The sequence below is a fragment of the Microbacterium sp. MYb64 genome (assembly GCF_002979495.1).
GTDB classification, from domain to species: domain Bacteria; phylum Actinomycetota; class Actinomycetes; order Actinomycetales; family Microbacteriaceae; genus Microbacterium; species Microbacterium azadirachtae_A.
On the sequence record NZ_PCOW01000017.1, the window covers coordinates 41057 to 65364 of the forward strand.

Sequence of the window (24308 nt, forward strand, 5' to 3'; positions counted from 1 at the left end):
ATGCATCCCACTCTGGGATTCACAGGGGTAAGGTGATGGCATGAGCACCCAGATCGCCGTGCGCCTGCCGGATCCTGTCGTGGAGTTCCTCGATCGCGAGGTCTCCGCCGGGCGAGCGAGCAGCCGCGCGGCGATCGTGGCATCCGCTCTCGAACGCGAGATGCGTCGGCTCCTCGCCGATCGCGACGTCGAGATCCTGCAGCGCGAGGGGGCGGCGGACGACCTCGATGGACTCGTCGACTGGACGACCGGACGCGTGGAGCTCGACGACTGATGCGCGAGATCTGCCTCGCACGGCTCGACAAGACCCGTCCCGTGCTGGTGCTGACGCGCGAGGTGGCGCGGGCGGCGATGACCAAGGTCACGGTCGCACCCATCACCACGACCGTGAAGGGGCTCAGCAGCGAGGTGCTCCTCGGGGCGCAGAACGGGCTCGACCATGCCTGTGCGGCATCGATCGACAACGTCCTGACGATCCCCGTTGCGAGCCTCGGGCGCACGATCGGGTTCCTGTCCGAAGAGCAGGAGCGCCGGCTGGCTCATGCGATCGTGCTCGCCTTCGATCTCGAATTGCCGCTGATGGAGTCGTGAATCACGCATGACGAAGGACGCACGCGAAAAGGCCCTCGGATCCGAAAGGGGATCCGAGGGCCTTCTCATGCAGGTGGCAGATCAGCGCACCGAAGCGGTCTCCTCAGCGTCAGCGGATCCCGCCGCCGCAGCGGCGTCCTCCGGCGAGCCGGCGTCGGCGGTCGAAGCCGAAGCCGAAGCGGCGTCCTCGTCGTCGATGTCCTCGGCGAACGGCAGGCCGTTGCGCGGGGCGTTGTAGAGGTCGAGGTCGAGGATGCCCTCGCGCTTGGCGACGATCGTCGGGACCAGTGCCTGGCCTGCGACGTTCACCGCGGTGCGGCCCATGTCGAGGATCGGGTCGATCGCGAGCAGCAGGCCGACGCCCTCGAGCGGCAGACCCAGAGTCGACAGGGTGAGCGTCAGCATCACGATCGCGCCCGTGGTGCCGGCGGTCGCGGCGGATCCGACCACCGAGACGATCACGATCAGGATGTACTGCATGATGTTCAGGTCGATGTGGAAGAACTGGGCGACGAAGATCGCGGCGAGGGCCGGGTAGATCGCGGCGCAGCCGTCCATCTTCGTGGTGGCGCCGAGCGGCACGGCGAAGGACGCGTAGCCGCGGGGCACGCCGAGGTTGCGTTCGGTCACGCGCTCGGTGAGCGGCAGCGTGCCGATCGAGCTGCGGCTCACGAAACCCAGCTGCACGGCGGGCCACACGCCCGTGAAGTACTGCTTGACCGAGAGGCCGTGCGTCTTCACGAGGATCGGGTAGACCACGAACAGCACGAGCGCGAGGCCGAGGTAGATCGCGCCGGCGAACCAGGCGAGCGAGGTCAGCTTGTCCCAGCCGTAGTTGATGACGGCGGATCCGATGAGGCCGAAGGTGCCGATCGGGGCGATGCGGATGATCCACCACAGCACGCGCTGGATGACCTTGAGCAGCGACTCCGTGAAGGCCAGGAACGGCTCGGCCTTGCGGCCCGCCTTGAGCGCGGCGATGCCGACGGCCACGGCGACCACGATGACCTGCAGGATGTTGAAGTTCACGCCGGAGACGAACGTGCCGTCCGTGGTGCCGGGGGTCGTGTTGACGGCGAGGCCGAGGAAGTTCTGCGGGATCAGGCCGAGGAGGAAGTTCCACCAGGTGCCCTGGGTCGCGACGGCGCCCTTCACCAGGTCGGTGCCGGCGTGCGCGCCGGGCTGGATCGTGATGCCGAGCACGATCCCGATCGAGACCGCGATGAACGCGGTGATCGCGAACCAGAGGATGGTCTGGCCGGCGAGGCGGGCCGCGTTCTGCACCCGGCGCAGGTTGGAGATGCTCGCGACGATCGCGGTGAAGATGAGAGGGACCACGGCCGCGCGCAGCAGCGTGACGTAGGAGCCGCCGATCTTGTCGAGCGTGTCGGACAGCACCGTGTGGGTGTCGTGCGTCGCTCCCAGCTGGCGGCCGATGAGGCCGGCCGCGATGCCGAGCACGAGCGCGGCGAGGATCTGGAAGCCGAACGAGGTCAGCAGCTTGCGGACGGGACCGCGCGTGTCCGGCGCCTTCGGGCGTCGTGCGGTCGGAGTAGAGGTGCTCATGGAGACTCCAAGTCGGAGCGCGGGGATGCGCGGGAGACGGGGCGGCGCGTGGACGGCGCCGGATGTCTGCAACGCTATGCGTCCGCTGATATTCCGGACCCGGGTGTGACGAACGATGACACGGCCGCCCCGCCCCGGGGTCGTTGAGCGAGCGAAGCGAGACGAAACGCGGTGCCCTCGCGGGCCCGCCTGGATCCGGTCCCTGAGCGAGCGCAGCGAGACGAAGGGCGTCCCGCACCACCTCCGGGGTCGTTGAGCGGGCACAGCGAGACGGAACGCGGCGCCCTCGCGGGCTCACCCGGATCCGGTCCCTGGGCTCGTCGAAGGGCCCGGATCCGAGCAGCCGGCCCGCGCTCACCCCGCGCTGACGCTGCTCTCCGCACCGAGCCAGCTGTAGCCGTCGGGGTCGGTGAAAGTCCCGTCCGCGACGACCGCGAGGCGGTGCGCCCCGGTGCCGCTCGGATCGATGCCGACCTGCTTGGCGAGCGAGGCGCGCTTGTAGAGGGCGAGCTTCACGTCGCCGGAGTCGAACTCGACGTAGGAGGGGAAGCTCTTCGCGACGGCCAGGCCCTGCTCCTGGTAGAAGCGCTTGCTGGCCTTGACGCTGTCGACGCCGAGCAGCAGCACGAGGCGCTCGACCTCGCCGGTGGCGGGCGCGGTCGCGGTCTTGTTCGCGCTCGCGATCTGCCATGCCGTGCCGTCGGGGGCGAGGAACGAGCCGCCGTAGCCCCAGAGGCTCTTCGCGACCGGCTTGATGACCTTCGCTCCGGCGGCCAGGGCCCGCTCGACGGCCGCGTCGACGTCGCCCGGCTGGACGAAGATCAGCGAGGGCGCGAAGCCGCGGAATCCGGTGCTCGGCGCGGAGCTGGCGCGCACGCCGACGCGGTCCGCGAGGCCCAGGGCGTCCCGATAGAAGGCCTCGGCCGCCGGCACGGCGTCGGGGGCGGTCTCGATGGTGATGCGGTGAATGTTCATGCTTCGAGTCTCGGATCCGGGCCCGTGGGAGCGCTTCTTGATTCCTGCTCGATGCGCGAACGCAGCGTCCTCGTGATCCGATGGCGCGTTTCGTCTCGCTTCGCTCGCTCAACGACCGGCGAGGGCGGCGAAGGCAGGGTAGGCGAGCACGACCAGGCCTGCGACCACGACGGCGGCCGCGACACCGGTGGCGACCTTGGCTGCGCGGCTCACGAGGATCACCGTAGTGCGGCCGGGCGTGTCGACGCCATAGGATGCTGCGTGCGCCGGAACCCCGACGGCTGCAGCCCGCCGTCGAAGTGAAGGACTCCGATGACCGACGCCCCCGCCCCCTCTTCCCGCAGCACCCTCTCCCGCCGCACGGTGCTCCGTACCGCGGCGTGGAGCGCTCCCGTCGTGGTCGCGGCGGTCGCGATCCCGTTCAGCGCGGCGAGCGTCGCCGCGATCGATGCCACCGGCGTCGCGCTCACGTTCACGGGACCGCAGTGGAGCTCGGAGTTCCGTCTGAGCGGCCTGCTGCAGCTGCCGCAGACGGCGCCCACGGCGACGACCGTGTCGGCGACCGTCACGTGGCAGGGCACGGGATCCAACGACGCCGCCCAGGGCCTCTACCTCTACAAGGGCAACATCCCGGGCGGAGACGCCGGCATCGTGGGCTGGACCACGGTGACGGGTGCGCCCGACGACCAGCTCCACCAGACGTTCGTGTTCGAGACGATCGTCCCTGCCGGCGCGTCACAGGCGCCGGTCGTCTCCAGCTACGACGGATCCACTGCGAACGGCTTCATGTACGGCGCGGAGACGCCGGACAACGGCTCCGCGTTCTGGGACGGCGTGATCACGATCCGCTTCTCGGCTCCGGGCTTCGCGGACGCGGTGCTGACCGTGCCCTACGTCCAGTAGGCGCCGCGGTCAGTACCCGCAGGGTCGTCAGTTCACGCAGGGCACGTTGCCCGACTGCAGGGGCGACGACGAGTCCGTGTACACGGGGTGCGGCGCGGGAGTCGAGCCGGATCCGGAGGACCCCGAGGATCCCGAGGACCCGGATCCGGAGGACGACGACTTCGGGGACGTAGAGGGTGCAGCGGTCGGCGTCGGCTGGTTCAGCAGGTCGTGCACCTGCGCCCGGATCGCGTCGACGTCGACCATGTTCACGCTCTGCCCGTCGACCGTGTCGAAGTGGTCGATCGGCAGGGTCACGAACGAGATGTTCCCGCCGGCCAGGCTCTGCGCCTGCTGGGCGAACGACAGCAGATCCAGCTTGTCGTCCATCGCCACGTCCTTCTTCGCCACGTCGATGAGCTTCTGCAGCTTGCCGAAGTCCGTGAACGTCGACGCCTGCTTGAGCTTGACGGCCAGCGACACCATGAACGCCTGCTGGCGCCGGGTGCGGTCGAGATCCGTCATGTCGAAGTCGCTCGAGGTAGTGTCGCGGCGCTGACGCACGAACGCCATCGACTGCGCGGCGTTCAGCTCCTGCACGCCCGCGGGGAAGTCCGCGCCCGAGAACGTGTCGGCGGTCGCGTGGTTCAGGCACACCGTGATCGGCTGCACAGCCTGCGCCACCTCGTAGAACGCGGCCATCGTCACCTCGACGAAGTGGTCGATCCGCACGCCGCCGAGGAACGCCGACACGGTCTTGATCGTGCTCTGCCGTGCTGCCGTCCTGGACTGCTGATAGGCGTCGGCCTCAGCGACGCCCTTGTTGGTGAGCTTCGTCATCGAGGCGTCCATGGCATCGCCGTAGGCCTCCTTGATCTTGCCCTTGTCCACGCCGTCAGGGGAGTCGGGGAAGTCCACGTAGTCGTCGCGCGGGATCGAGATCCCCACAGCCTTGCCGCCGTTCGCGGGGATGTGGATCAGCATGAGCACGTTGGTGTTGTACCCGCCGACGGACGCGTCCTCCGCATGGATCTGGTCGTAGATCGCCTGCGGGAACGGCTTGCCGTTCTCGTCCACGCGGCTGTCCAGCCCCATGATCAGGATGTTCGACTCGCCCGTGTTCTGCTCCGGTCCGGTCAGCCCCGCGATCGAGGAGCGATGGATCCCGTTGTTCGCGTCGGCATACGTGATCACGACGAACGCGGCGGCCGCGATCAGTGCGAGCACGACCACGGCGATGATGCCCACGGTCCACCGGCGCCGACGGTACATGCGGCGCCGGGCGGCGTGCTGGGGGCTCATCGTCATCGTGCGGATCCGTTCCTGGGGGGATTGGCTGTGGACGGGGCGGTGGGGTCCGTTCGGGAGCTGTTCGGACGCGCCGAGGGCCCCGTCGATCCTCCGTCGGACACCTGTGCGGACTCCGGGAATGACGTGGGAAAGGGCACGAATCAGGGTGTTTCCGGTGGGTCGATCATCCTCCACAGCCTGGCGTCAAACAGAGTTATCCCCTGTTTGGAAATCTGGGTTGATCTGGGGTTCGAATGTCGGTGGCCCCGAGGAGGATGGGGGTATGAAGACGTTGGATGCGATCGCGGCGCTGATCCCGACCCTGGCCGGGCGGATCAGTGCGGGTGCGGGCGCGTCGGACGTGCAGGCGGTCGTCGAGAGGCTCGCGGATGACGCGGCGGTGGCCGCGCTCGAGGAGATCTCCGAGAACGTCCGGCTGCTGGATCAGCTGCGATTGATCGTGACGGGGGTGATCGCGGGCCGCTCGACACGCGAGGCCGGTCACGGCGGGCTGGCGCAGTCGCGCGGATATCCCTCGGCGGTCTCGCTCGTGCAACAGGTCACCGGCGTCACGAAGACCGAGGCCGCCCGGCAGGTGCGGGTGGGGGAGGCGCTGCTCGATGACGCCCCGGTGGATGATGTCGAGGCTGGTGGGCTGCCCGCAGAACAAGCGGCCTCCGTGGCCTGGCGACAGGTGCTGCGGGACGGGCTGCGGTCCGGAGCTGTCACGTCGGCGCAGTTCGATGCGATCCGTCGCGGGCTCGGCGACCCGCCTGAGGGCGCCGAGGAGGCGTGGGTGCAGGCCGCTGGGCAGTTGATCGAGGAGGCGGGGCGGCGGACGGTGGAGGAACTGGCCGCGGCGGCCCGGACGGTGCGGGACTTGCTCGACCCGGACGGCGCAGAGGCTCGGTTCCTGGCGCGGTATGAGAAGCGTGCGTTTCGGACCTGGTTCGATCAGGACGGGATGCGACGCGCATCGATCGCGTTCGATGACGAAGGCGGCGCCTACCTCGACACCATCTTCACCGCCGCGCTACGGCCGCGCCGGGGCGGACCCCGATTCGTCGACCCCACCGAGAAGACATCCGCCGCAGAGTTGGTCGCGGACCCACGCACCAACGACCAACTGTCCTACGACCTGCTCCTCGACCTCATCCGCACCGGGGCGCTCGCCGACCCGACCGCGGTGTTCGGCACCCGCCAAGCCGGACTCCGGCTCGTCCAGCAGATCGCCGACGGCGCTCCTAACCGGGTCGCGGTCACCGAGGACGGCCTGCACACGGTGCCTGCCGCGGTCGCGGAGCGACGGATCTGCGACACCGGAACCATCCCCGTCACCGTGGACGCGTGCGGGAACCCGCTCGACGTGGGCCGGGAATCACGCCTGTTCACCCCGAAACAACGCATCGGACTCGCTGTCAGGGACGGCGGATGTCGATGGAACGGCTGTGACCGCCCCGCGTCCTACTGCGAAGCACACCACATCGACGAATGGGCCCGCGACGACGGCCGCACCGACATCGACCGCGGCACCCTGCTCTGCCGGTTCCACCACATGCAACTCCACCACGGCCGATGGCAGATCACCCGCGACGGAAAGGACGACTTCGTCCTGCACCACCCCGACAGGGAACGATCCGTCCTGCACCCGCGGCTTCCGCTCCGATACGCGTGGGGCGACATCGACCCACCACCCAAACGATTCCACCCCGCCGCCTGAGCTCCCGGGGAGAGGGGAGGCACTGTGCAGGGTGGCCACACTGACGGCCTCAGATCAAGATGCCGAGACAGGTGCGCAGACTCGTTCGTCGTGCGACGATGAGCGCATGTTCATGGTGACGACGAACGACGTTCCCGGCTATCGCGTGACCCAGGTGCTCGGCGAGGTCATGGGGCTCACGGTGCGCTCCACGAACTTCGGGCAGGGCTTCACCGCCGGCTTTCGAGCCCTCGGTGGAGGCGAGATCCCCGAGTTCACGCAGCTCATGTACGAGAGCCGGTACGAGGTCATGAACCGGATGTGGTCCGAGGCGGTGCAGCGCGGAGCCAACGCCGTGATCGCGATGCGCTTCGACTCCGGCTCCCTCGGCAGCTTCAGCGAGATGTGCGCCTACGGCACCGCCGTCGTGATCCAGCCCGTGGACGGCGCTATGCCCGCCCCGGCACAGCCCGCTGCGGCTGCCCCGGCACAGCCTGCTGCACCGCCTGCGCCGCCCGTGGCCTGATCCCGGTGGCGCAGGGGCACGGAGCCGGCGCGTTCCCCGCGAGCGGCGCGTCCGTCGGCAGCGGCGCATTCTCAGAGGGCGGCGCGACTCCCGCGGCGGCATCGTCCATCGATGTCGGCCTCAGCGCCGCGACACCGGCGACGACAGCCGAGCGCATCGTGGGCGAACAGGTCGCCCCGTCGTGGCTGCCTGCGGGAAGTCGCGTCCAGTGGATCGTCGGCGCTGCGCCGCCGGCGCCCATGGGGCTGGTGCGGTTGCTGATCCGTGACGGCGATCGCGTCTTCTGCGTCCCGCGTGAGCGCACCGGTGCGCTCGACCTCCCGACGCGGCGAGTGGGCGAGGCGGATCCTGCGGGCCTGAAGGCGATCCTCGCGCTCGGCATCGAGGTCACTGGCTCGACCGAACCTCCGCGCTGGGTGGGGGTCGTGCGGAACATCGTGCCCGCCCCTTCCGGAGACTACGGATGGCCGGCCCCGGTCGCGCACTTCGGGGTGTGGCAGATGGAGAACATGCCGCGCATCGACGGTCAGTGGCTGGACGCGGGGGAGGAGACCTCGTCGCTGAAGGAACGGCACTGGTTCCCGCTGCTCGCCCTCGACCGGCTGCCGTAGCGGGATCCCCCGGCCGTTCCGAACCCGGCTCAGCCCCGTGGCGCGAGGACGAGCAGCTCTCCGACCTCGCACTGCAGTGCGTCGCAGATCGCACGCAGAGTCGAATAGCGGATCGCGCGCGCCCGGTCGTTCTTGAGCACCGACAGGTTCACGATGCTCACGCCCACCCGCTCGCTCAGCTGCGTCAACGTCATCCCGCGGGCGGCGAGCAGCTCATCGAGACGACAATGGATCCCGGAGTCCTCCTCGTCCTGCGCCGCCGGAGTCACACCAGCCCCTCCGCGTCCTTCTGCAGGCGGGTGCCGAGCTGGAACGCAGTCGCGACGAGCGCGAGCGCGAAGCCCCACCCGACCGGGGCGAGGTCGAACTGCGCGAGGAAGGCCCAGAGCACATCGTGCACGCGCGGATCCGCCTCGGCGAGGTGACCGACGGCGATCGCGCGCCCGAAGGCGCCGGCCAACTGGCCGAGCACGCCTCCCGCGAGGACGAGGCAGGCGGCGACGCCGATCGCGACCGACATCGAGCGACGGAACGGACGCGACCGGATCAACGAGACCCCGAGCCACCACGCGACGGCGCAGACGCCGACGGTCGCGAGCGCCGGCAGCGCCCCCTCGAGCAGGAACAGCCAGCGCGCCCCCGCCGGGAGACCGTCGATCGTCACGATCGCGGCCGAGTAGCTCGAGGACAGCACTGCGGGCGCGTCCTTCAGCACCCCGACCATGCCCCCGTCGTGGAGGGGGAGCGGAACGGCGACCGCATCGCCGAACAGGTCGATGCCGCGCAGCACGATCGCGACGATGGCGGCGATCGCGACGCTCACGGCGCCGGTCGCGATCAGTCCGAGGACGAACCCCTCGCCGAGGCGGGACCCCGCCCGTCCGTGGCGTTTTCCCGGCGCACCCTGTCCCGACGCGCCTTCTGACGTTCCCTTTCCCGACGTGCTCATACCAGGCCCTCCGTCTCCTTCTGCAGGCGCACACCGCGGCGGAACGCCGTGGTGATCAGGCCGAGCGCCACGCCGACGGCGAAGACCGGCAGCCAGGACCAGGTGTCGGGCGTGTCGTAGACGGGACCGCGATCCGGGTCCAGCGCCGCCACGATGCTGTTGCGTCCGAACCCGTCGAGAAGATGCACGGCGCCGGCGCCGATCGCGAGCGCCCAGCTGATCATCGCGAGGGCGCGCACCGTTCCCGGTGCGAAGAATCGCCCGCGCAGGAAGGACCAGGCGATGAAGAGGGAGGAGCCGATGACGAGCACGGCGGCCGCCGCCCACATCACGTGCGAGAGCACGATCGCGCCGGTGCCCACGGGACTCAGTCCCGGGACGATCACCAGAGCCTGCGTGGCATAGCCGTGCACAGCGGAACTGCCCGATCCCACCGTCGCGTCGATCGGCTGCTGGTCGATGGGCAGGACCCAGGCGATGCCGTCCGGGCGGAAGGTCTGCGCGGCGCGCAGCACCACGACCGCGACGGCGGCGGCGAGAACAAGCGTGCCGACGATCAGCACGGCGGTCGCGTCCGCGCGTTCGGAACGGGTCGTCGGTCCTTGTCTTCCGGATCGTGTGGCCGCGGTCATGGTTCCCCCTCTGTCGATGGGATGTTATCGATGGTCGTTAACATAACGACAATCGATAAGCGGGTCAAGAGTGGGATCTCCCATCAGCTGCGAGGGCGGGCGACTCCGCAGGAGGATGGCAACTCGGCAGGACGGATCCGGCCCGGATCGCCTTCAGAGTCGCGAACGTCCTCGGTTCTCAGGCGGGCCCTGCGCCCCGATGGGGCGCGGGGCTGCCGCGTCATGCTTCGTCGCACGGGTCAGCCGACGGCGAACAACGGCTTGCACCCCTCGCCCGGTCGTTACTCTCGATGTATCCGGCACGAACTGTGCCACCGCCCCCACCGGGCAACGAACAAGGAGTGACATGTTCGAGAGATTCACCGACCGAGCCCGTCGTGTCGTCGTCCTCGCCCAAGAAGAGGCGAAGATGCTCAACCACAACTACATCGGCACCGAGCACATCCTCCTCGGCCTCATCCACGAGGGCGAGGGAGCTGCGGCGAAGGCGCTGGAGTCGCTCGGCATCTCCCTCGAGTCCGTGCGCGAACAGGTGCAGGACATCATCGGCCAGGGTCAGCAGCAGCCGACCGGCCACATCCCCTTCACGCCGCGCGCGAAGAAGGTGCTCGAGCTGAGCCTGCGCGAAGCGCTGCAGCTCGGCCACAACTACATCGGCACCGAGCACATCCTCCTCGGCCTCATCCGCGAGGGCGAGGGCGTCGCCGCCCAGGTGCTCGTCAAGCTCGGCGCCGACCTGAACAAGGTCCGCCAGCAGGTCATCCAGATGCTCTCCGGATCCCCGGGGCGTGAGCCCGCCGCCGTCTCCGGCGCCGCGCACGACACCCAGCAGCAGGCCCAGGGCGGATCCCAGGTGCTCGACCAGTTCGGGCGCAACCTGACGCAGGCCGCGCGCGACAACAAGCTCGACCCGGTCATCGGGCGCGAGAAGGAGATCGAGCGGGTCATGCAGATCCTCTCCCGCCGCTCCAAGAACAACCCCGTGCTGATCGGCGAGCCCGGCGTCGGCAAGACCGCCGTCGTCGAGGGCCTGGCCCAGGCGATCGTGAAGGGCGACGTCCCCGAGACACTCAAGGACAAGCAGCTCTACTCGCTCGACCTCGGATCCCTCATCGCCGGATCCCGCTACCGCGGCGACTTCGAGGAGCGCCTGAAGAAGGTCACCAAGGAGATCCGCACGCGCGGCGACATCATCGTCTTCATCGACGAGATCCACACCCTCGTGGGTGCGGGCGCCGCCGAGGGCGCGATCGATGCGGCGAGCATCCTGAAGCCGCTGCTCGCCCGTGGCGAGCTGCAGACCATCGGCGCCACGACGCTCGACGAGTACCGCAAGCACTTCGAGAAGGATGCCGCGCTCGAGCGCCGGTTCCAGCCGATCCAGGTCAACGAGCCGAACCTGCCGCACACGATCAACATCCTCAAGGGCCTGCGCGACCGCTACGAGGCGCACCACAAGGTGCAGATCACCGATGGCGCGCTCGTCGCCGCGGCGAACCTCGCCGACCGCTACGTGGCCGACCGGTTCCTGCCCGACAAGGCGATCGACCTGATCGACGAGGCCGGCGCCCGCCTGCGCCTGTCGATCCTGTCCTCCCCGCCGGAGCTGCGCGAGTTCGACGACAAGATCGCCAAGGTCCGCGAGGAGAAGGAGCTGGCCTCCGAGGAGCAGGACTTCGAGAAGGCGGCGTCCCTGCGCGACCAGGAGAAGGAGCTGCTCGCGGAGCGGCTGCGCCTGGAGAAGCAGTGGCGCTCCGGCGACGTCGCGACCAACGCGGTCGTCGACGAGGGCCTGATCGCCGAGGTGCTGGCCCAGGCCACAGGCATCCCGGTGTTCAAGCTCACCGAGGAGGAGTCCAGCCGCCTCGTCTTCATGGAGAAGGCCCTGCACCAGCGCGTCATCGGCCAGGAGGAGGCGATCGCGGCCCTGTCCAAGACGATCCGCCGTCAGCGTGCGGGTCTGAAGGACCCGAAGCGTCCCTCGGGCTCGTTCATCTTCGCCGGCCCCACGGGCGTCGGAAAGACCGAGCTCGCCAAGGCGCTCGCCGAGTTCCTGTTCGACGACGAAGGCGCCCTGATCTCGCTCGACATGAGCGAGTTCGGCGAGAAGCACACCGTCTCTCGACTGTTCGGCGCCCCTCCTGGGTTCGTCGGCTTCGAAGAGGGCGGCCAGCTCACCGAGAAGGTGCGCCGCAAGCCGTTCTCCGTGGTGCTGTTCGACGAGATCGAGAAGGCCCACCCCGACATCTTCAACTCGCTGCTGCAGATCCTCGAGGAGGGTCGCCTCACCGACGGCCAGGGTCGCGTCATCGACTTCAAGAACACGGTGATCATCATGACGACGAACCTCGGTTCGTCGGCGATCGCCGGTGGCCCGGTCGGCTTCCAGATCGAGGGCAACTCGCAGACGACCTACGAGCGGATGAAGGGGAAGGTCGACGAGGAGCTCAAGCGCAACTTCAAGCCCGAGTTCCTGAACCGCCTCGACGACGTCATCGTGTTCCCGCAGCTCAACAAGGACGAGCTGCGTCAGATCGTCGGCCTGTTCGTGAAGCGCCTGAGCGACCGCCTGCTCGACCGCGACATGACGGTGGAGCTGACGGACGCCGCCAAGGACCAGCTCATCGAGATCGGGTTCGACCCGACGCTCGGCGCCCGCCCGCTGCGTCGTGCGATGCAGCGCGAGGTCGAGGACCAGCTGTCCGAGAGGATCCTGCACGGCGAGCTCACCCCCGGCGACCACGTGCACGTGGATGCGCAGGACGGGAAGTTCGTCTTCACGACGGGTCCGCGCGGCGAGAAGGTCTCTGTCGGCGTGAACACGCCCGGCACGATCCCGACCACACCGGACATCGCGGCCGGCGCGGCCTGATCGGATCCGGTTCCCGTACGACGAAGGGGGACGAGCACTTCGGTGCTCGTCCCCCTTTTCGTGCGTTCGACGGGGTCGTCGAGCGCCCTTCGTCTCGCTGCGCTCGCTCAGGGACCGTTCTTGGGATCGGTTCCTGAGCGAGGAGTCCTCGGGAGAGGGGTGCTGCTCAGCGGCTCCGCGCGGTGGAAGGGCGGCGCCGACTGCGGGCGGAGCGACGCGGGCGGTGCGCTGACGCGGAGGCGGGCGCACCGAAGGACTCCAGCGCGCTGCGGGCGGCGGAGAGGGACGGGTAGCTGCCGAGGCGGCGGCTGTGTCGATCGTGCAGGACGTGGGACGCGCCGTCGACGGCCACGAAACCGGCGTACTCGCCGTCTCGGGTCGCCACGTACACGTCGTGGTCGGCCTGTTTCCAGGTGATGTTCATGATGATGCTCAGATGTTCGAGGGCGGTGTCGACCGCCGGAAGGATCTCGCCGGGCGCGCGGACGCGCGTCGATGCGGTTCGCGGGCATATGCTCCGGCCGAGGGGGTTCGCGCGGTGCCGAAGAGACGTCGGCAGTCCAGGCGCGGAATCTCCGAGCGTAGCAGATCCTGCGCTCTCGTGCATACCCCAGCGCTCGCGCACCGGTACCGCGCCCCACGACACGGTGTCTGAGGCGAGCGCCCCGCCTTGAGCCGCCGCGACGGGGAGAGCGGACGCGGACGTCGAATAGCATCGCCCTGGCAGCACTCGACGAGGAGGACGGAGACGGCGATGGCACGGTGGGACATCGAGGACATCGACGGGCTGATCTTCTCGGACGGATGGCGCGAGGGGGCCGGCGGCGTCCAGCCGATCGTGTCGCCCGGCGACGGCCGCGTCGTGGCGCAGGCAGGACTCGCGGACGAGTCCGACGTCGCGCGCGCGGGCGCGAGCGCCGTCGCGGCGCAGAGCGCATGGGGCCGCACGTCGTACCGCACCAGATCCGACGTGCTCATGGGCGCGGCCGCCGCGCTGCGCGAGATCCGCGAGGACGTCGAGCATGTCCTGATCCGGGAGAGCGGATCCCTGCCCGGCAAGGCGCGCCACGAGGTCGACAAGGCGATCGACGAGCTCGTGGCCGCGGCGGGCCTCGTGACGATGTCCCAGGGCGACCTCCTGCCCGTCGAGGATCCGGGGACCATCGGGATGGCGCGGCGGATCCCCGTCGGCGTGGTCGGCGTGATCTCGCCCTGGAACGCCCCGCTCATGCTCGCGATCCGCTCGGTCGCTCCGGCGATCGCGCTCGGCAACGCCGTGCTGCTCAAGCCCGACGTCAAGACGGCGTTCTCCGGCGGCGCCGCGATCGCCGAGGTGTTCCGCCGAGCCGGGCTCCCGGACGGCGTCCTGCACGTGCTCCCCGGCGGCCCCGCGACGGGCGAGGCCGTGGTGCGCTCGCCGCACACGACCGTGATCTCCTTCACCGGCTCCTCGGCCGCGGGCCGCAGGGTGGGCGAGGTCGCGGGCGGCCTGCTCAAGCGCGTGGTGCTCGAGCTCGGCGGCAACAACGCCTTCGTCGTGATGGCCGACGCGGATCTGGATCAGGCGGTCGCCGCGGGCGTCGCCGGATCCTTCCGGCATCAGGGACAGATCTGCATGGCCACGGGACGCCATCTCGTGCACGAGAGCATCGCCGACGAGTACGTCGAGCGCCTGCGCGCCGCCGCCGCGGCGCTGGTGCCGGGAGATCCGCTCGCCCCGGGCACGACGCTCGGGCCCCTCATCACGGCCGCGCAGACCGAGCGCGTGCACGACATCGTGCAGGCCGCGGTCGCGGACGGTGCGCGCGTCGTGCACGGCGGCGCGCACGACGGACTGTTCTACGAGCCGACCGTGCTGGACGGCGTCGACGAGGGCAATGCCGCATTCCGCTCGGAGATCTTCGGCCCCGTCGCCCCGGTCACCCGGTTCCGCACCGAGGAGGAGGCGCTCGCACTGGCGAACGCCAGCGACTACGGCCTCACGGCCGCGATCCACACGCGCGACGTGGCCCGAGCGCTCGGCTTCGCCGCACGGCTCAGGGCCGGCATGGTGGCCGTCAACGGGCAGACGATCTACGACGCCGCGCACATCCCGATGGGCGGCATCGGCGCATCCGGCAACGGAGGCCGCCACGGCGGCCACTGGAATCTGGACGAGTTCACCTACTGGCAGTGGGTGACCGTCCCTACGATCTCGGGCTGAGATCCGGCCCGCGGGCGGAAGAGGACGTGCTGCTCCGAGGGGGACGGTACGTCCTCCTTCGTCGTCTCCGCGCGCGTCGACGGGATGCGACATCGTGTCGGAATCGGCGGCCGACTTTCGCGCTCACGGCACGTATCGTCGCGTTCCGGCGTCTCCCTAGCCTGGGATCTCCGCATTCGAGGAGGAATCCGTGACCGCATCTGTGAAGAGCCCCCGCGCCGCCCTGCCGCCGCTCGGCGAGGACGAGTGGCCCGAGGCCGTCGAGGTCGTCATCATGGGCGGCGGGCCGGTCGGCATGAGCTGCGCGATCCTGCTCGCCCAGCGCGGGATCGACGTGCTGCTCCTCGAGCGCCGCGACTTCCTGTTCCGGTTCCCCCGTGCGCACCTGCTCAACCCGCGCACCATGGAGGCGTTCCACGACATGGGCGTCGCGGAGGACATCTACGCGGCGACCCCGACCCACGATCGCTGGCGCAAGGCGGTCTGGTACACGACCGCGACGGGGCCGGGCCGCTTCGACGGCCTCAAGATCGGCGAGGTCCCGGCGTGGGGCGGCGGACCCGACGCCGAGCGGTACCGCGCCTCGAGCCCCCGCGCGTTCGCGAACATGCCGCAGCTGCGGCTCGACCCGCTCATCCACCGGCACGCGGTCGCCGCCGCACCGGGCCGGATCCGCGCGAAGCAGGAGGTCGTCGACATCCGGCAGGACGCGGATTCCGCGACCGTCGTGATCCGCGACGCCGTCACGGACGATGTCCGCGAGGTGCGTGCGCGCTACGTGATCGCCGCCGACGGCGGGCGCGACAGCGCGGCCCTGCTCGGCGTCGAGCTGGAGGGGCCCCGGGATATGCGCGAGGTCGTGAACTACCACGTCAGCCTCGACCTGTCCGCCTGGTCGGAGCCGGACGCGCTCCTCGGCCACTTCCTGCACCCCGCGGGCGGGGCGCGGCGGCGCGGCACGATCCAGGCGCTCGGCCCCACGCACTACGACCGCGACTCCGAGGAGTGGCTGGTGTCGGTCGCCGGCTGGATGGTCGAGGGCGATCCGGATGACGAGGCGGCGCTGTTCGACTCGATCCGGCGAATGCTGGGCCTCAGCGAGGACCACGCGATCACCATGCACTCGATGACCCGCTGGACCTACAACGGACTGGTCGCGAAGCGCTTCCGCGCCGGTCACGTCTTCCTCGCGGGCGACGCCGCGCACAAGCACCCGCCGACCGGCGGTCTCGGACTGAACAGCGGCATCCAGGACGCGCAGAACCTCTGCTGGAAGCTGGCCGCGGTGCTCGACGGCCAGGCGCCGGACGCCCTTCTGGACAGCTATCAGGCCGAGCGCAGGCCGATCGTGGCCTGGTACACCGCGCACTCCCTCGAGAACGCGAACCGGCACCCTCCGATCGCCGCGGCCCTGGGGTTCGGCGAGGACGAGGCCGAGGGCTTCCGCAACCTCGAGGTGTTCGTGAGCGACACCCTGGAGGGGGAGGCGATGCGCGCCCGCGTCGCGACCGAGGTCGCGCACAACGCGCACGACTACAGCCAGCTGGGCGTCGAGGCGGGGTTCCACTACGAGGCGGGGGCGCTGGTTCCCGACGGCACTCCGGTGCCGGGAGACCCCTCGGATCCGACCGACTTCCAGGCCACCTCGCGTCCCGGGCACCACCTGCCGCACGTCTGGCTGCAGAGCCGCGTCGCCCAGGACGGCACGGCGCCGTCCTCGCACGACCTGGTCGCGCGGGTGGGACTGACCCTGCTCACCTCGGCGTCCGCAGCCTCGCGCTGGCAGGAGGCGATCGACCTCATCGGCGGCGCCCTGCCCGTCACGGTCGTCGCGATCGACGACGCCGACGAGGCCTGGCGCGCCGCGCGCGAGATCGGCGACGACGGCGCGCTGCTCGTACGTCCGGACCGCAAGGTCGCCTGGCGTGCGGCCGAGATGCCGGCCGACCCCTCGATGGTGCTCGACGACGCGCTCGCGGTCATCCTCCGCGGCGGCCGCGCCCCCGCCGCGGATCCGGCCGAGCCGTTCCTGAAGCGCATCCGCGCGGCCGCGAGCGTGCTCGTGCAGTGAGCTCGGCCGCGGACTGAACCGCGACGCTTCGGGCGGATCCGATTCGGACACCGTGTCGGATCCGCCAGGGGGAGTTTCCCGCAGCCCGCCGATCCGCCCCGATGCGGGCTCTCATAGCGTCGAGACAGCGACGAAGCCCCGACCCTCCGGACCGCAGAAGATTCAGAAGGAGCCCCCGTGATCATCGATGTCCACGGCCACATGTCCGCCCCGGACGCGTACTACGCGTGGAAGGCCTCGCTGCTCGCCGCGCGGGGCTCGCACGGCGGCAAGCCCCCGGTCATCAGCGACGACGCGCTCATCGCCTCATACAACGCGCCGCACCCGAGCTTCGGGAACATCTCCCACCTCGACCACATCGACGGCGCGGGGATCGATCTGCAGCTGCTCTCGCCGCGTCCGTTCCACGCGATGCACTCGGAGCGCCCGACGAAGATCGTCGAGTGGTTCACGGCCGAGACCAACAACCTCATCCACCGCGCGACCGAGCTCTTCCCCGGCCGGTTCCAGGGCGTTGCGGGGATCCCGCAGAGCCCGTACCTGAGCGTCGAGCAGTGGCTCCCCGAGCTGCGTCGCGCGGTCACCGAGCTCGGTTTCGTAGGGGCCATGGTCAACTCCGACCCCTTCGAGGGCACCGAGGTGCCTCCGGCGATGGGGGAGCGCTACTGGTATCCGCTGTACGAGGCGCTCTGCGAGCTCGACGTGCCGATGCTGCTGCACTCCGCGGGGTGCAAGTTCCCCTCCCGCGAGCCCTACAGCCTGCACTTCATCCAGGAGGAGACCGTCTCGGTCTGGAGCATGATCCAGGCGAACGTGTTCGCCGATTTCCCCGACCTCAAGGTCGTCGTCGCCCATGGCGGCGGAGCGATCCCGTACCAGATGGGCCGCTTCCTGCCCTCGGTCGTGCGTACAGGGGTCTCGTACCTCGACAAGCTGCGCAACTTCCACTTCGACTCCTGCCTCTACACGCAGGAGAGCCTCGAACTGCTGCTCAAGGCCGTCGGCACCGACCGGGTGCTCTTCGGATCCGAGAAGCCGGGAACGGGGTCGCAGATCGACCCCGCGACCGGACGCTGGTTCGACGACATCCACCTGCTCATCGACGACATCGAGTGGCTCGACGACGACCGTCGCGCCGACGTGCTCGAGAACAACGCGCGCGCCCTCTTCCGCCTCTGACGGCCGCGCCCGCACTCCGAGAAAGGATCCACCATGACCGAGATCGTCGCCGGATTCGGCACCTCGCACGGCCCGCAGCTCAAGGCGGCGCCGCCCGAGGCCTGGGAGACCCGCGGGGTCGCCGACCGCCGCAGCAAGGGCCTGAAGTTCCGCGGCGGAACGTACTCGTTCGAGGAGCTCAAGGCCCTCCGCGAGGACTTCTCCGCCGAGATCACGCATGACGTCATGCAGCGCCGCTGGGACAGCTGCCAGGCATCGATGGACGCTCTCTCCCGCTTCATCGCGGAGCAGGACGTGGACGTGCTCGTCATCATCTCGAGCGACCACAAGGAGACCTACGGCGACGAGTGGCTCGCGCCGTTCTCGGTCTTCTGGGGCGACGAGGTCGCGCACGTGCCGTACACCCAGGCGCAGCTGGACGAGATGGCGCCCGGTCTCGCCGAGGCCGCGAAGGGCGATGTGCCTGACCGCACGGTCATGCGGCCGACGCACCGCGCGCTCGGAAAGCACATCATCCAGTCCACCCAGGCGGACGACTTCGACACCGGCGCGACCGAGGTCATCCCCGCCGGCCGCTACGAGAACCACACGATCCCGCACGGCTTCGGCTTCATCTACCAGCGCTTCCTCGGCCAGGAGTCGACGATCCCGATGGTGCCGATCTTCATCAACACCTTCTGGGAGCCGAACCCGCCGAGCGCCAAGCGCTGCTACGACTTCGGCCGCGCGGTGGGCCGTGCGATCCAGTCCTTCCCCGGCGACCTGCGCGTCGGCGTCGTCGCCTCCGGCGGCCTCAGCCACTTCGTGATCGACGAGAAGCTCGACTCCGAGTTCATCCAGGCGATGAAGGACCACGACGCCGAGTACCTGTCCTCGGTGCCCGCGGGCGAGATGATGTCGGGCGCCTCCGAGCTGCGCAACTGGATCGCGGTCGCCGGCATCGCCGACGAGGCGGGCCTCGGGGTCACGAACGTCGACTACGAGCCCTGCTACCGCACCGAGGCCGGCACGGGCAACGCGATGGGCTTCCTCACCTGGGAGCCGAACACCGGGGAGCGGAACGCCCGATGACCGATCCGATCGTCACGGCGCTGCGCGGGCTCGACAGCTGTGCGGTGTCGGACGCGCTGGACACGCTCGGGCTCCCCGGCGCGGTGACCGCGCTGGCGCCGCGCTGGCCGTCCGGCACGGTGACCGCCGGGCGCGTGCGCACGGTCACCGCGGGCCCCAAGGCGACGAGCGGGCCCGCGACGCACATCGCGACCCCCCTCGTGGCGGTCGCCGAGCCCGACGACGTCGTGGTGATCGACAACCACGGTCGCACCGACGTGTCGTGCTGGGGCGGCCTGCTCGCCGAGGCCGCCGTGCACCGGGGCGTCGCCGGCGTGATCGTCGACGGCGCCTGCCGCGACGTGCAGGAGAGCGCCGCGCTCGGCCTGCCCCTGTACGCCCGCGCCGCCGTGCCGGTGAGCGCCCGCGGCCGGATCGTGCAGTTGGCCTCGGACGAGCGGATCCAGATCTCCGGCGTCTCGGTCGCCTCGTACGACTATGTGATCGCCGACGTGAACGGCGTCGTGTTCGTCGCCGCGGATCAGGCGGAGCGCGTCGTCGGCCTCGCAAGGCGCATCGCCGACCGCGAGGAGCGCATGGCGGAGGCCGTGCGTTCAGGCCGCGACGTGAGCGAGGTCATGCACGACTCCCAGTTCCCCACCGTCACCGCAGAGGAGCGAACCCCATGACCGACCCCCTCATCGAGCGCTTCCGTGCGCTCGGCACCGCGACCGTCTCCGACGCGCTCGACAAGCTGCGCCGGCCAGGGAGCCTGCTCGGCCTCGCGCCCCTCGCCGACGGCCAGCACATGGTCGGCCGCGCCTTCACGGTCCGCTACGTGAGCGCCCAGGTCCCGGCGGGCACGGTCGGCGACTTCATCGACCAGGTCGAGCCGGGCCAGGTCGTCGTTCTCGACAACGACGGACGCGTGGACTGCACCGTGTGGGGCGACATCCTCACCGCCGTCGCGCACCACCGCGGGATCGCCGGGACCGTGATCGAGGGCGTCTGCCGTGACACGCACCGCGCCCTATCGATCGGCTACCCCGTCTACAGCCGGGGACGCTTCATGCGCACGGGCAAGGACAGGGTCGAGGTCGCCGAGGAACAGGGGCCGGTCACGATCGGCGGCGTCACGGTGCGTCCGGGCGACATCCTGCTCGGCGACTCCGACGGGGTCGTCGTGATCCCGCAGGACTGCGAGGCCGAGGTGCTCGAGGTCGCGGAGGGCATCCACGCCCGTGAGGAGTCGATCCTCGCCGCGGCGCTCGGCGGAGCCTCGATCGCCGAGGCCAGGGCGCGCTACGGCTATCACGACCTGCAGCGGGCCGAGGCGTGAGCGGCGCCGGAGCGCGCGTCGCGGACGACGACGTCGCGGAGCTGCTGCGGCTCGGGAGCGCGACCCTGTATGAGGCGTCGGGCCTGGACTGCTTCCTCGACGCCGCGTTCCGTCCCGCCTGGGACGGGGCGGCGATCGTGGGCCGCGCGGTGCCCGTCTCGGCGCAGGCCGGAGACAACCTCGCCCTGCACCACGGCCTCGAGGCCGCGGGTCCCGGCGACGTGCTCGTCGTCGATGGCGGAGGAGCGCCCTTCGGATACTGGGGCGAGGTGATGGCGGTCGCGGCGCAGGCGCGCGGCATCGCGGGTCTCGTGATCGACGGCGGGGTGCGCGACACCGCGCAGCTGCAGGAGCTGGGCTTCGCCGCGTTCAGCACCTCGATCTCGATCCGCGGCACGATCAAGCAGTGGCCGGGGACGATCGGGATCCCGATCACGCTGCGCGGCCGGGTCGTGCACGAGGGCGACCTCGTCGTCGCCGACCGCGACGGCGTCGCGATCCTGCCCTCCGGCGACGTCGACCGGATCCTGGACGCCGCCCGCGCCCGCGCCGCAAAGGAGGACGCCTACCTGGCGCGTCTGCGCGCGGGGGAGCTCACCCTCGACCTCTACGACTTCCGCCGCCTCGGGGATCCGATCCGCCGGGCGGCCGACACGAACGGAGCACGATGACCGGCACGCCGGACGCCGACGTCCTCATCATCGGAGCGGGCCCGGTCGGCCTGCTCGCCGCGCTCGATCTCTCGTCCCGCGGCGTCTCCGCGGTCGTGGTCGAGACGCGCGACTTCCTCGAGCCGCCGAACGTGAAGTGCAACCACGTCGCCTCCCGCACGATGGAGAGCCTGCGCCGGCTGGGGATCGCCGCCGAGGTGCGCGCCGCGGGTCTGCCCGCCGACTACCCGCAGGACGTCGCCTTCCGCACGTCCCTCACCGGGACCGAGTTGTCGCGCATCCCGATCCCGGCGAGCGGCGAGCGGTACACCGCGACCGTCGGCCCCGACACGACGTGGGCGACCCCGGAGCCGCCGCACCGCATCAACCAGACCTTCCTGGAGCCGATCCTCGCCCGCCGCGCCGCTGCGGCGCCCGGCGTGACGCTGCTCAACCGCACCCGATTCCATTCCTTCGCGCAGGACGACGACGGGGTGATCGCGACGATCAGCGACCTCGACGGCGGGAACGAGCGCACCCTGCGCGCCCGCTATCTCATCGGCGCGGACGGCGGACGATCCGCGGTGCGCAAGCAGATCGGAGCGAAGCTCAGCGGCGACCCGGTGCTGCAGCACGTGCAGTCCACCTGCATCCGCGCTCCGCACCTGTACGGGCTCATGTCGGCCGAGGAGCCGCGCGCGTGGGGCTACTACACCTTCAACCCGCGGCGGGTCGGGCACGTCTACGCGATCGACGGCACAGGGACGTTCCTCGTGCACACGTACCTCTCGCCCGAGGAGGCCGAGGATCCAGGGTCCGTCGACCGCGACGCCACGATCCGCGCGATCCTGGGCGTCGACGAGGACTTCGCCTACGAGGTCGTCTCGAAGGAGGACTGGGTCGCGCGGCGGCTGCTCGCCGATCGCTTCCGCGACGGCAGGGTCTTCATCGCGGGGGACGCGTGCCACCTCTGGGTGCCGTTCGCCGGGTTCGGCATGAACGCCGGCATCGCCGACGTCCTGAACCTCACCTGGCTGCTGGGCGCGCGGATCGCCGGCTGGGCGGACGAGCGGATCCTGGACGCCTACCAGGCCGAGCGGCGCCCGATCACCGAGCAGGTCTCGCACTTCGCGATGGGTCACCAGCAGAAGCTGGCGAAGCCGGGCCTGCCCGCAGCGCTCGAGGATGACGGACCGGAGGGCGAGGAGGCGCGACGCGCCTTCGGCGCCGCTGTGCACGACCTCAACGAGCCGCAGTTCGCGGCCGCGGGGCTCAACTACGGCTACAGCTATGACGCCTCGCCGATCATCCGCTACGACGGCGGGACGGCGCCCGGCTACACGATGGGCGCGTACACGCCCTCGACCGTGCCCGGCTGCCGCGCCCCGCACTTCCGGCTCGAGGACGGGGCCTCGCTCTACGACCTGCTCTCCCCTGGATACACCGCGGTCTGCACGCCCGGCGCGCATGTCGACGTCCTCGCCGCGGCCGCCGAGCTCCGCGGGATCCCGTTCGCGGTGATCGAGGCCCCTCGGCCTCCGGCGGAGTACGACCAGCCGATCACGCTCGTGCGGCAGGACCAGACCGTGGTCTGGCGCGGCGCGGCCCCCACCGCGCCCGAGGCCGCCGCGCTCTGGGAGCGGCTGCGCGGCGCCGCCTGAGCCGGCCCAGGAAACCGCTCCCGTCGCAAAGACTGCCGCTATTCGCCATGAATAGCGGCAGTTTTCGCGACGGGAGCGGGTGGAGCGAGCGGATCTGGGCCGGGTGCTCGGTACGTCAGCGGCGGATGACCTTCGTCGCCGCCATCGCCTTGAGTCCCTCAACGCCGAACTCCAGGCCGTAGCCGGAGGCCTTGGTGCCGCCGAACGGGATCGACGGGTCGACGCCGCCGTGCTGGTTGATCCAGACCGTGCCGGCCTCGAGGCGCTGCGCCACGGCGGCCGCCTCGTCGGCGTCGGGGCCCCATACCGAGGCGCCGAGGCCCTGTTCGGTGCCGTTCGCGCGGCGCACCGCATCGTCGACATGGGAGTAGCGCACGACGGGCAGCACGGGCCCGAACTGCTCCTCGTCGACGATCGCCGCGCCGTCCTCCACGTCGGCGACGATCGTGGCCCGGTAGAAGAGCGGGCCGAGCTCGGCGGCCGGTCCGCCGCCCGTGACGATCCTGCCCCCGCGGGCGCGGGCGTCGTCCACGAGGCGCGTGACGATGTCGAACTGCGCCGGGTTCTGCACAGGGCCGAGCCGGTTGCTCTTGTCGTGTCCCGACCCCATCGGCGCCGCCTCGGCACGCTCGGCGAGAGCCGCGACCACGTCGTCGTAGACCGAGTCGTGCACGTAGAGGCGCTTGAGCGCGGCGCACACCTGGCCGGTGTTCATGAAGGCGCCCCAGAACAGGCGGTCGGCGATCGCGGAGACGTCCGTGCCCGGCAGCACGATCCCCGCGTCGTTGCCGCCGAGCTCGAGCGTGAGGCGGGCGAGGTTGTGCGCAGAGCTCTCCACGATGCGGCGGCCGGTGGGGGTGGATCCGGTGAAGACGATCTTGGCGATGCCGGGGTGGGCGGCCAGCGCGGCGCCGACCTCGCGGTCTCCGGAGATCGCGGTGACGACGTCCGCGGGCAGGTGCCGGCGGAAGATCTCGGCGAGAGCCAGCACGCTCAGCGGCGTGTTCTCGGAGGGCTTCATGACGACGGTGTTGCCCATGCGCAGCGCAGGGGCGATGTGCCAGACCGAGATCATGACGGGGAAGTTCCAGGGCCCGATCGAGGCGACGACGCCGAGCGGGACGTAGTGCAGCTCGGTGCGGGAGGCGCCGTCCTCGCGCAGCACCTGCGGATCCAGGGCGGTGTCGGCCGCGGCGCGCAGCCAGTGCGCGGCGCCGTGCACCTCGCCGGCACCGTCGATCTTGCCCTGCTCCGCCGTGACGATCTCGCCGAGCTCCTCGGCGTGCGCGTCGAGGTCGTCGGCGACGAGGTGCAGCAGGCGTGAGCGCTCGGCGTGGCCGAGGGCGGCCCAGCCGGGCTGCGCCGCGCGGGCGGCGTCGATCGCCCGATCCAGGTCCGCCACCGAGCGGACCGGCGCGCGTCCCACTTCCGCGCGGGTGGCGGCGTCCAGGATCGGGCGACCGTCGGGGACGGAGACCGAGGTCAGCAGTGCGTTCATGGCAGCTCCCTTGCGTGCGGCGGGATCGGGGCGTTCGGAGGGTGCCCGCAATCAACTCTAATCA

23 protein-coding genes are annotated in these 24308 nt (G+C 70.5%); 15 read left to right on the forward strand and 8 right to left on the reverse strand.

Features of this window, described 5'->3' with window-relative positions; genetic code table 11:
* Window positions 1–40: 40 nt before the first annotated feature.
* Together CQ044_RS14390 and CQ044_RS14395 are read left to right on the forward strand one after the other, a co-directional pair.
* Window positions 41–274, forward strand: a complete 234-nt coding sequence (locus CQ044_RS14390) for a hypothetical protein (protein WP_105689098.1) — start codon at window positions 41–43, stop codon at window positions 272–274.
* On the forward strand, window positions 274–591 hold the full coding sequence (locus tag CQ044_RS14395) for a type II toxin-antitoxin system PemK/MazF family toxin (RefSeq protein WP_105689099.1): 318 nt from the start codon (window positions 274–276) through the stop codon (window positions 589–591). Before CQ044_RS14390 ends, CQ044_RS14395 begins: the two co-directional genes overlap by 1 nt.
* Before the next feature lie 81 nt (window positions 592–672).
* Here the strand turns inward: CQ044_RS14395 and CQ044_RS14400 are convergent, their stop codons facing one another.
* Together CQ044_RS14400 and CQ044_RS14405 are read right to left on the reverse strand one after the other, a co-directional pair.
* On the reverse strand, window positions 673–2157 hold the full coding sequence (locus tag CQ044_RS14400) for a dicarboxylate/amino acid:cation symporter (protein ID WP_105689100.1): 1485 nt from the start codon (window positions 2155–2157) through the stop codon (window positions 673–675).
* Between the two features lie 354 nt (window positions 2158–2511).
* A complete protein-coding gene (locus tag CQ044_RS14405) occupies window positions 2512–3132 on the reverse strand; it encodes a VOC family protein (protein WP_105689101.1) in 621 nt (206 codons plus the stop codon).
* Window positions 3133–3444: 312 nt separating this feature from the next.
* Between CQ044_RS14405 and CQ044_RS14410 the strand changes: the two genes are divergently transcribed.
* A complete protein-coding gene (locus tag CQ044_RS14410; RefSeq protein WP_105689102.1) occupies window positions 3445–4035 on the forward strand; it encodes a hypothetical protein in 591 nt (196 codons plus the stop codon).
* Window positions 4036–4062: 27 nt separating this feature from the next.
* Here the strand turns inward: CQ044_RS14410 and CQ044_RS14415 are convergent, their stop codons facing one another.
* On the reverse strand, window positions 4063–5322 hold the full coding sequence (locus tag CQ044_RS14415; protein WP_258133323.1) for an LCP family protein: 1260 nt from the start codon (window positions 5320–5322) through the stop codon (window positions 4063–4065).
* A 265-nt stretch (window positions 5323–5587) separates the two neighbouring features.
* Here CQ044_RS14415 and CQ044_RS14420 point away from each other — a divergent pair, with 265 nt between their 5' ends.
* The 3 genes from CQ044_RS14420 (at window position 5588) to CQ044_RS14430 (ending at window position 8140) form a co-directional block, all read left to right on the forward strand.
* Window positions 5588–7024 carry an HNH endonuclease signature motif containing protein gene (locus CQ044_RS14420; RefSeq protein ID WP_105689103.1) on the forward strand — a complete coding sequence of 479 codons (1437 nt, stop codon included), beginning with the start codon at window positions 5588–5590 and terminating at the stop codon, window positions 7022–7024.
* A 106-nt stretch (window positions 7025–7130) separates the two neighbouring features.
* Entirely contained in the window at window positions 7131–7529 is a 399-nt protein-coding gene (locus CQ044_RS14425; protein WP_105689104.1) for a YbjQ family protein, read from the forward strand.
* Window positions 7530–7534: 5 nt separating this feature from the next.
* Window positions 7535–8140, forward strand: coding sequence for a hypothetical protein (locus CQ044_RS14430; RefSeq protein ID WP_258133324.1), 606 nt, complete (start codon window positions 7535–7537; stop codon window positions 8138–8140).
* 29 nt (window positions 8141–8169) lie between these two features.
* Here CQ044_RS14430 and CQ044_RS14435 read toward each other — a convergent pair whose 3' ends face one another.
* From CQ044_RS14435 to CQ044_RS14445, 3 genes are read right to left on the reverse strand one after another with little or no spacing between them, the layout of a single operon-like run.
* The gene (locus tag CQ044_RS14435) at window positions 8170–8409 is read right to left on the reverse strand and encodes a helix-turn-helix transcriptional regulator (protein ID WP_105689105.1); all 240 of its coding nucleotides are present in this window, start codon (window positions 8407–8409) and stop codon (window positions 8170–8172) included.
* The gene (locus CQ044_RS14440; protein ID WP_146116795.1) at window positions 8406–9089 is read right to left on the reverse strand and encodes a hypothetical protein; all 684 of its coding nucleotides are present in this window, start codon (window positions 9087–9089) and stop codon (window positions 8406–8408) included. The genes CQ044_RS14435 and CQ044_RS14440 overlap by 4 nt, the downstream gene beginning before the upstream one ends.
* The gene (locus CQ044_RS14445; RefSeq protein ID WP_105689106.1) at window positions 9086–9721 is read right to left on the reverse strand and encodes a hypothetical protein; all 636 of its coding nucleotides are present in this window, start codon (window positions 9719–9721) and stop codon (window positions 9086–9088) included. The genes CQ044_RS14440 and CQ044_RS14445 overlap by 4 nt, the downstream gene beginning before the upstream one ends.
* 346 nt (window positions 9722–10067) lie before the next feature.
* On the opposite strand from CQ044_RS14445, the gene CQ044_RS14450 reads away from it, so the two are divergent.
* Window positions 10068–12593, forward strand: a complete 2526-nt coding sequence (locus CQ044_RS14450) for an ATP-dependent Clp protease ATP-binding subunit (RefSeq protein WP_105689107.1) — start codon at window positions 10068–10070, stop codon at window positions 12591–12593.
* 166 nt (window positions 12594–12759) lie between these two features.
* Here CQ044_RS14450 and CQ044_RS14455 read toward each other — a convergent pair whose 3' ends face one another.
* Window positions 12760–13017, reverse strand: coding sequence for a hypothetical protein (locus CQ044_RS14455; protein ID WP_045270758.1), 258 nt, complete (start codon window positions 13015–13017; stop codon window positions 12760–12762).
* 330 nt (window positions 13018–13347) lie between these two features.
* On the opposite strand from CQ044_RS14455, the gene CQ044_RS14460 reads away from it, so the two are divergent.
* The 8 genes from CQ044_RS14460 (at window position 13348) to CQ044_RS14495 (ending at window position 22746) form a co-directional block, all read left to right on the forward strand.
* Window positions 13348–14796 carry an aldehyde dehydrogenase family protein gene (locus tag CQ044_RS14460; RefSeq protein WP_105689108.1) on the forward strand — a complete coding sequence of 483 codons (1449 nt, stop codon included), beginning with the start codon at window positions 13348–13350 and terminating at the stop codon, window positions 14794–14796.
* 190 nt (window positions 14797–14986) lie between these two features.
* Window positions 14987–16867, forward strand: coding sequence for an FAD-dependent monooxygenase (locus tag CQ044_RS14465; protein ID WP_105689109.1), 1881 nt, complete (start codon window positions 14987–14989; stop codon window positions 16865–16867).
* A gap of 177 nt (window positions 16868–17044) precedes the next feature.
* Window positions 17045–18046 carry an amidohydrolase family protein gene (locus CQ044_RS14470; protein ID WP_105689110.1) on the forward strand — a complete coding sequence of 334 codons (1002 nt, stop codon included), beginning with the start codon at window positions 17045–17047 and terminating at the stop codon, window positions 18044–18046.
* A 33-nt stretch (window positions 18047–18079) separates the two neighbouring features.
* On the forward strand, window positions 18080–19117 hold the full coding sequence (locus tag CQ044_RS14475; protein WP_105689111.1) for a hypothetical protein: 1038 nt from the start codon (window positions 18080–18082) through the stop codon (window positions 19115–19117).
* Window positions 19114–19785, forward strand: a complete 672-nt coding sequence (locus tag CQ044_RS14480; RefSeq protein ID WP_105689112.1) for an RraA family protein — start codon at window positions 19114–19116, stop codon at window positions 19783–19785. The genes CQ044_RS14475 and CQ044_RS14480 overlap by 4 nt, the downstream gene beginning before the upstream one ends.
* Window positions 19782–20435, forward strand: coding sequence for an RraA family protein (locus tag CQ044_RS14485; RefSeq protein WP_105689113.1), 654 nt, complete (start codon window positions 19782–19784; stop codon window positions 20433–20435). Before CQ044_RS14480 ends, CQ044_RS14485 begins: the two co-directional genes overlap by 4 nt.
* Window positions 20432–21106: a 4-carboxy-4-hydroxy-2-oxoadipate aldolase/oxaloacetate decarboxylase gene (locus CQ044_RS14490; protein WP_105689114.1), complete on the forward strand. Its 675-nt coding sequence runs from the start codon at window positions 20432–20434 to the stop codon at window positions 21104–21106. Before CQ044_RS14485 ends, CQ044_RS14490 begins: the two co-directional genes overlap by 4 nt.
* Window positions 21103–22746: an FAD-dependent monooxygenase gene (locus tag CQ044_RS14495; RefSeq protein ID WP_105689115.1), complete on the forward strand. Its 1644-nt coding sequence runs from the start codon at window positions 21103–21105 to the stop codon at window positions 22744–22746. Before CQ044_RS14490 ends, CQ044_RS14495 begins: the two co-directional genes overlap by 4 nt.
* Before the next feature lie 115 nt (window positions 22747–22861).
* Here the strand turns inward: CQ044_RS14495 and CQ044_RS14500 are convergent, their stop codons facing one another.
* On the reverse strand, window positions 22862–24244 hold the full coding sequence (locus tag CQ044_RS14500) for an aldehyde dehydrogenase family protein (protein ID WP_105689116.1): 1383 nt from the start codon (window positions 24242–24244) through the stop codon (window positions 22862–22864).
* Between the last annotated feature and the right edge of the window lie 64 nt (window positions 24245–24308).

Coding starts and splice junctions, on each gene's coding strand:
- CQ044_RS14450 (WP_105689107.1), top strand. CDS start 10,068: ATGTTCGAGAGATTCACCGACCGAGCCCGTCGTGTCGTCGTCCTCGCC.
- CQ044_RS14410 (WP_105689102.1), top strand. CDS start 3,445: ATGACCGACGCCCCCGCCCCCTCTTCCCGCAGCACCCTCTCCCGCCGC.
- CQ044_RS14390 (WP_105689098.1), top strand. CDS start 41: ATGAGCACCCAGATCGCCGTGCGCCTGCCGGATCCTGTCGTGGAGTTC.
- CQ044_RS14485 (WP_105689113.1), top strand. CDS start 19,782: ATGACCGACCCCCTCATCGAGCGCTTCCGTGCGCTCGGCACCGCGACC.
- CQ044_RS14495 (WP_105689115.1), top strand. CDS start 21,103: ATGACCGGCACGCCGGACGCCGACGTCCTCATCATCGGAGCGGGCCCG.
- CQ044_RS14460 (WP_105689108.1), top strand. CDS start 13,348: ATGGCACGGTGGGACATCGAGGACATCGACGGGCTGATCTTCTCGGAC.
- CQ044_RS14440 (WP_146116795.1), bottom strand. CDS start 9,089: ATGAGCACGTCGGGAAAGGGAACGTCAGAAGGCGCGTCGGGACAGGGT.
- CQ044_RS14420 (WP_105689103.1), top strand. CDS start 5,588: ATGAAGACGTTGGATGCGATCGCGGCGCTGATCCCGACCCTGGCCGGG.
- CQ044_RS14400 (WP_105689100.1), bottom strand. CDS start 2,157: ATGAGCACCTCTACTCCGACCGCACGACGCCCGAAGGCGCCGGACACG.
- CQ044_RS14415 (WP_258133323.1), bottom strand. CDS start 5,322: ATGACGATGAGCCCCCAGCACGCCGCCCGGCGCCGCATGTACCGTCGG.
- CQ044_RS14500 (WP_105689116.1), bottom strand. CDS start 24,244: ATGAACGCACTGCTGACCTCGGTCTCCGTCCCCGACGGTCGCCCGATC.
- CQ044_RS14475 (WP_105689111.1), top strand. CDS start 18,080: ATGACCGAGATCGTCGCCGGATTCGGCACCTCGCACGGCCCGCAGCTC.
- CQ044_RS14445 (WP_105689106.1), bottom strand. CDS start 9,721: ATGACCGCGGCCACACGATCCGGAAGACAAGGACCGACGACCCGTTCC.
- CQ044_RS14425 (WP_105689104.1), top strand. CDS start 7,131: ATGTTCATGGTGACGACGAACGACGTTCCCGGCTATCGCGTGACCCAG.
- CQ044_RS14395 (WP_105689099.1), top strand. CDS start 274: ATGCGCGAGATCTGCCTCGCACGGCTCGACAAGACCCGTCCCGTGCTG.
- CQ044_RS14405 (WP_105689101.1), bottom strand. CDS start 3,132: ATGAACATTCACCGCATCACCATCGAGACCGCCCCCGACGCCGTGCCG.
- CQ044_RS14480 (WP_105689112.1), top strand. CDS start 19,114: ATGACCGATCCGATCGTCACGGCGCTGCGCGGGCTCGACAGCTGTGCG.
- CQ044_RS14455 (WP_045270758.1), bottom strand. CDS start 13,017: ATGAACATCACCTGGAAACAGGCCGACCACGACGTGTACGTGGCGACC.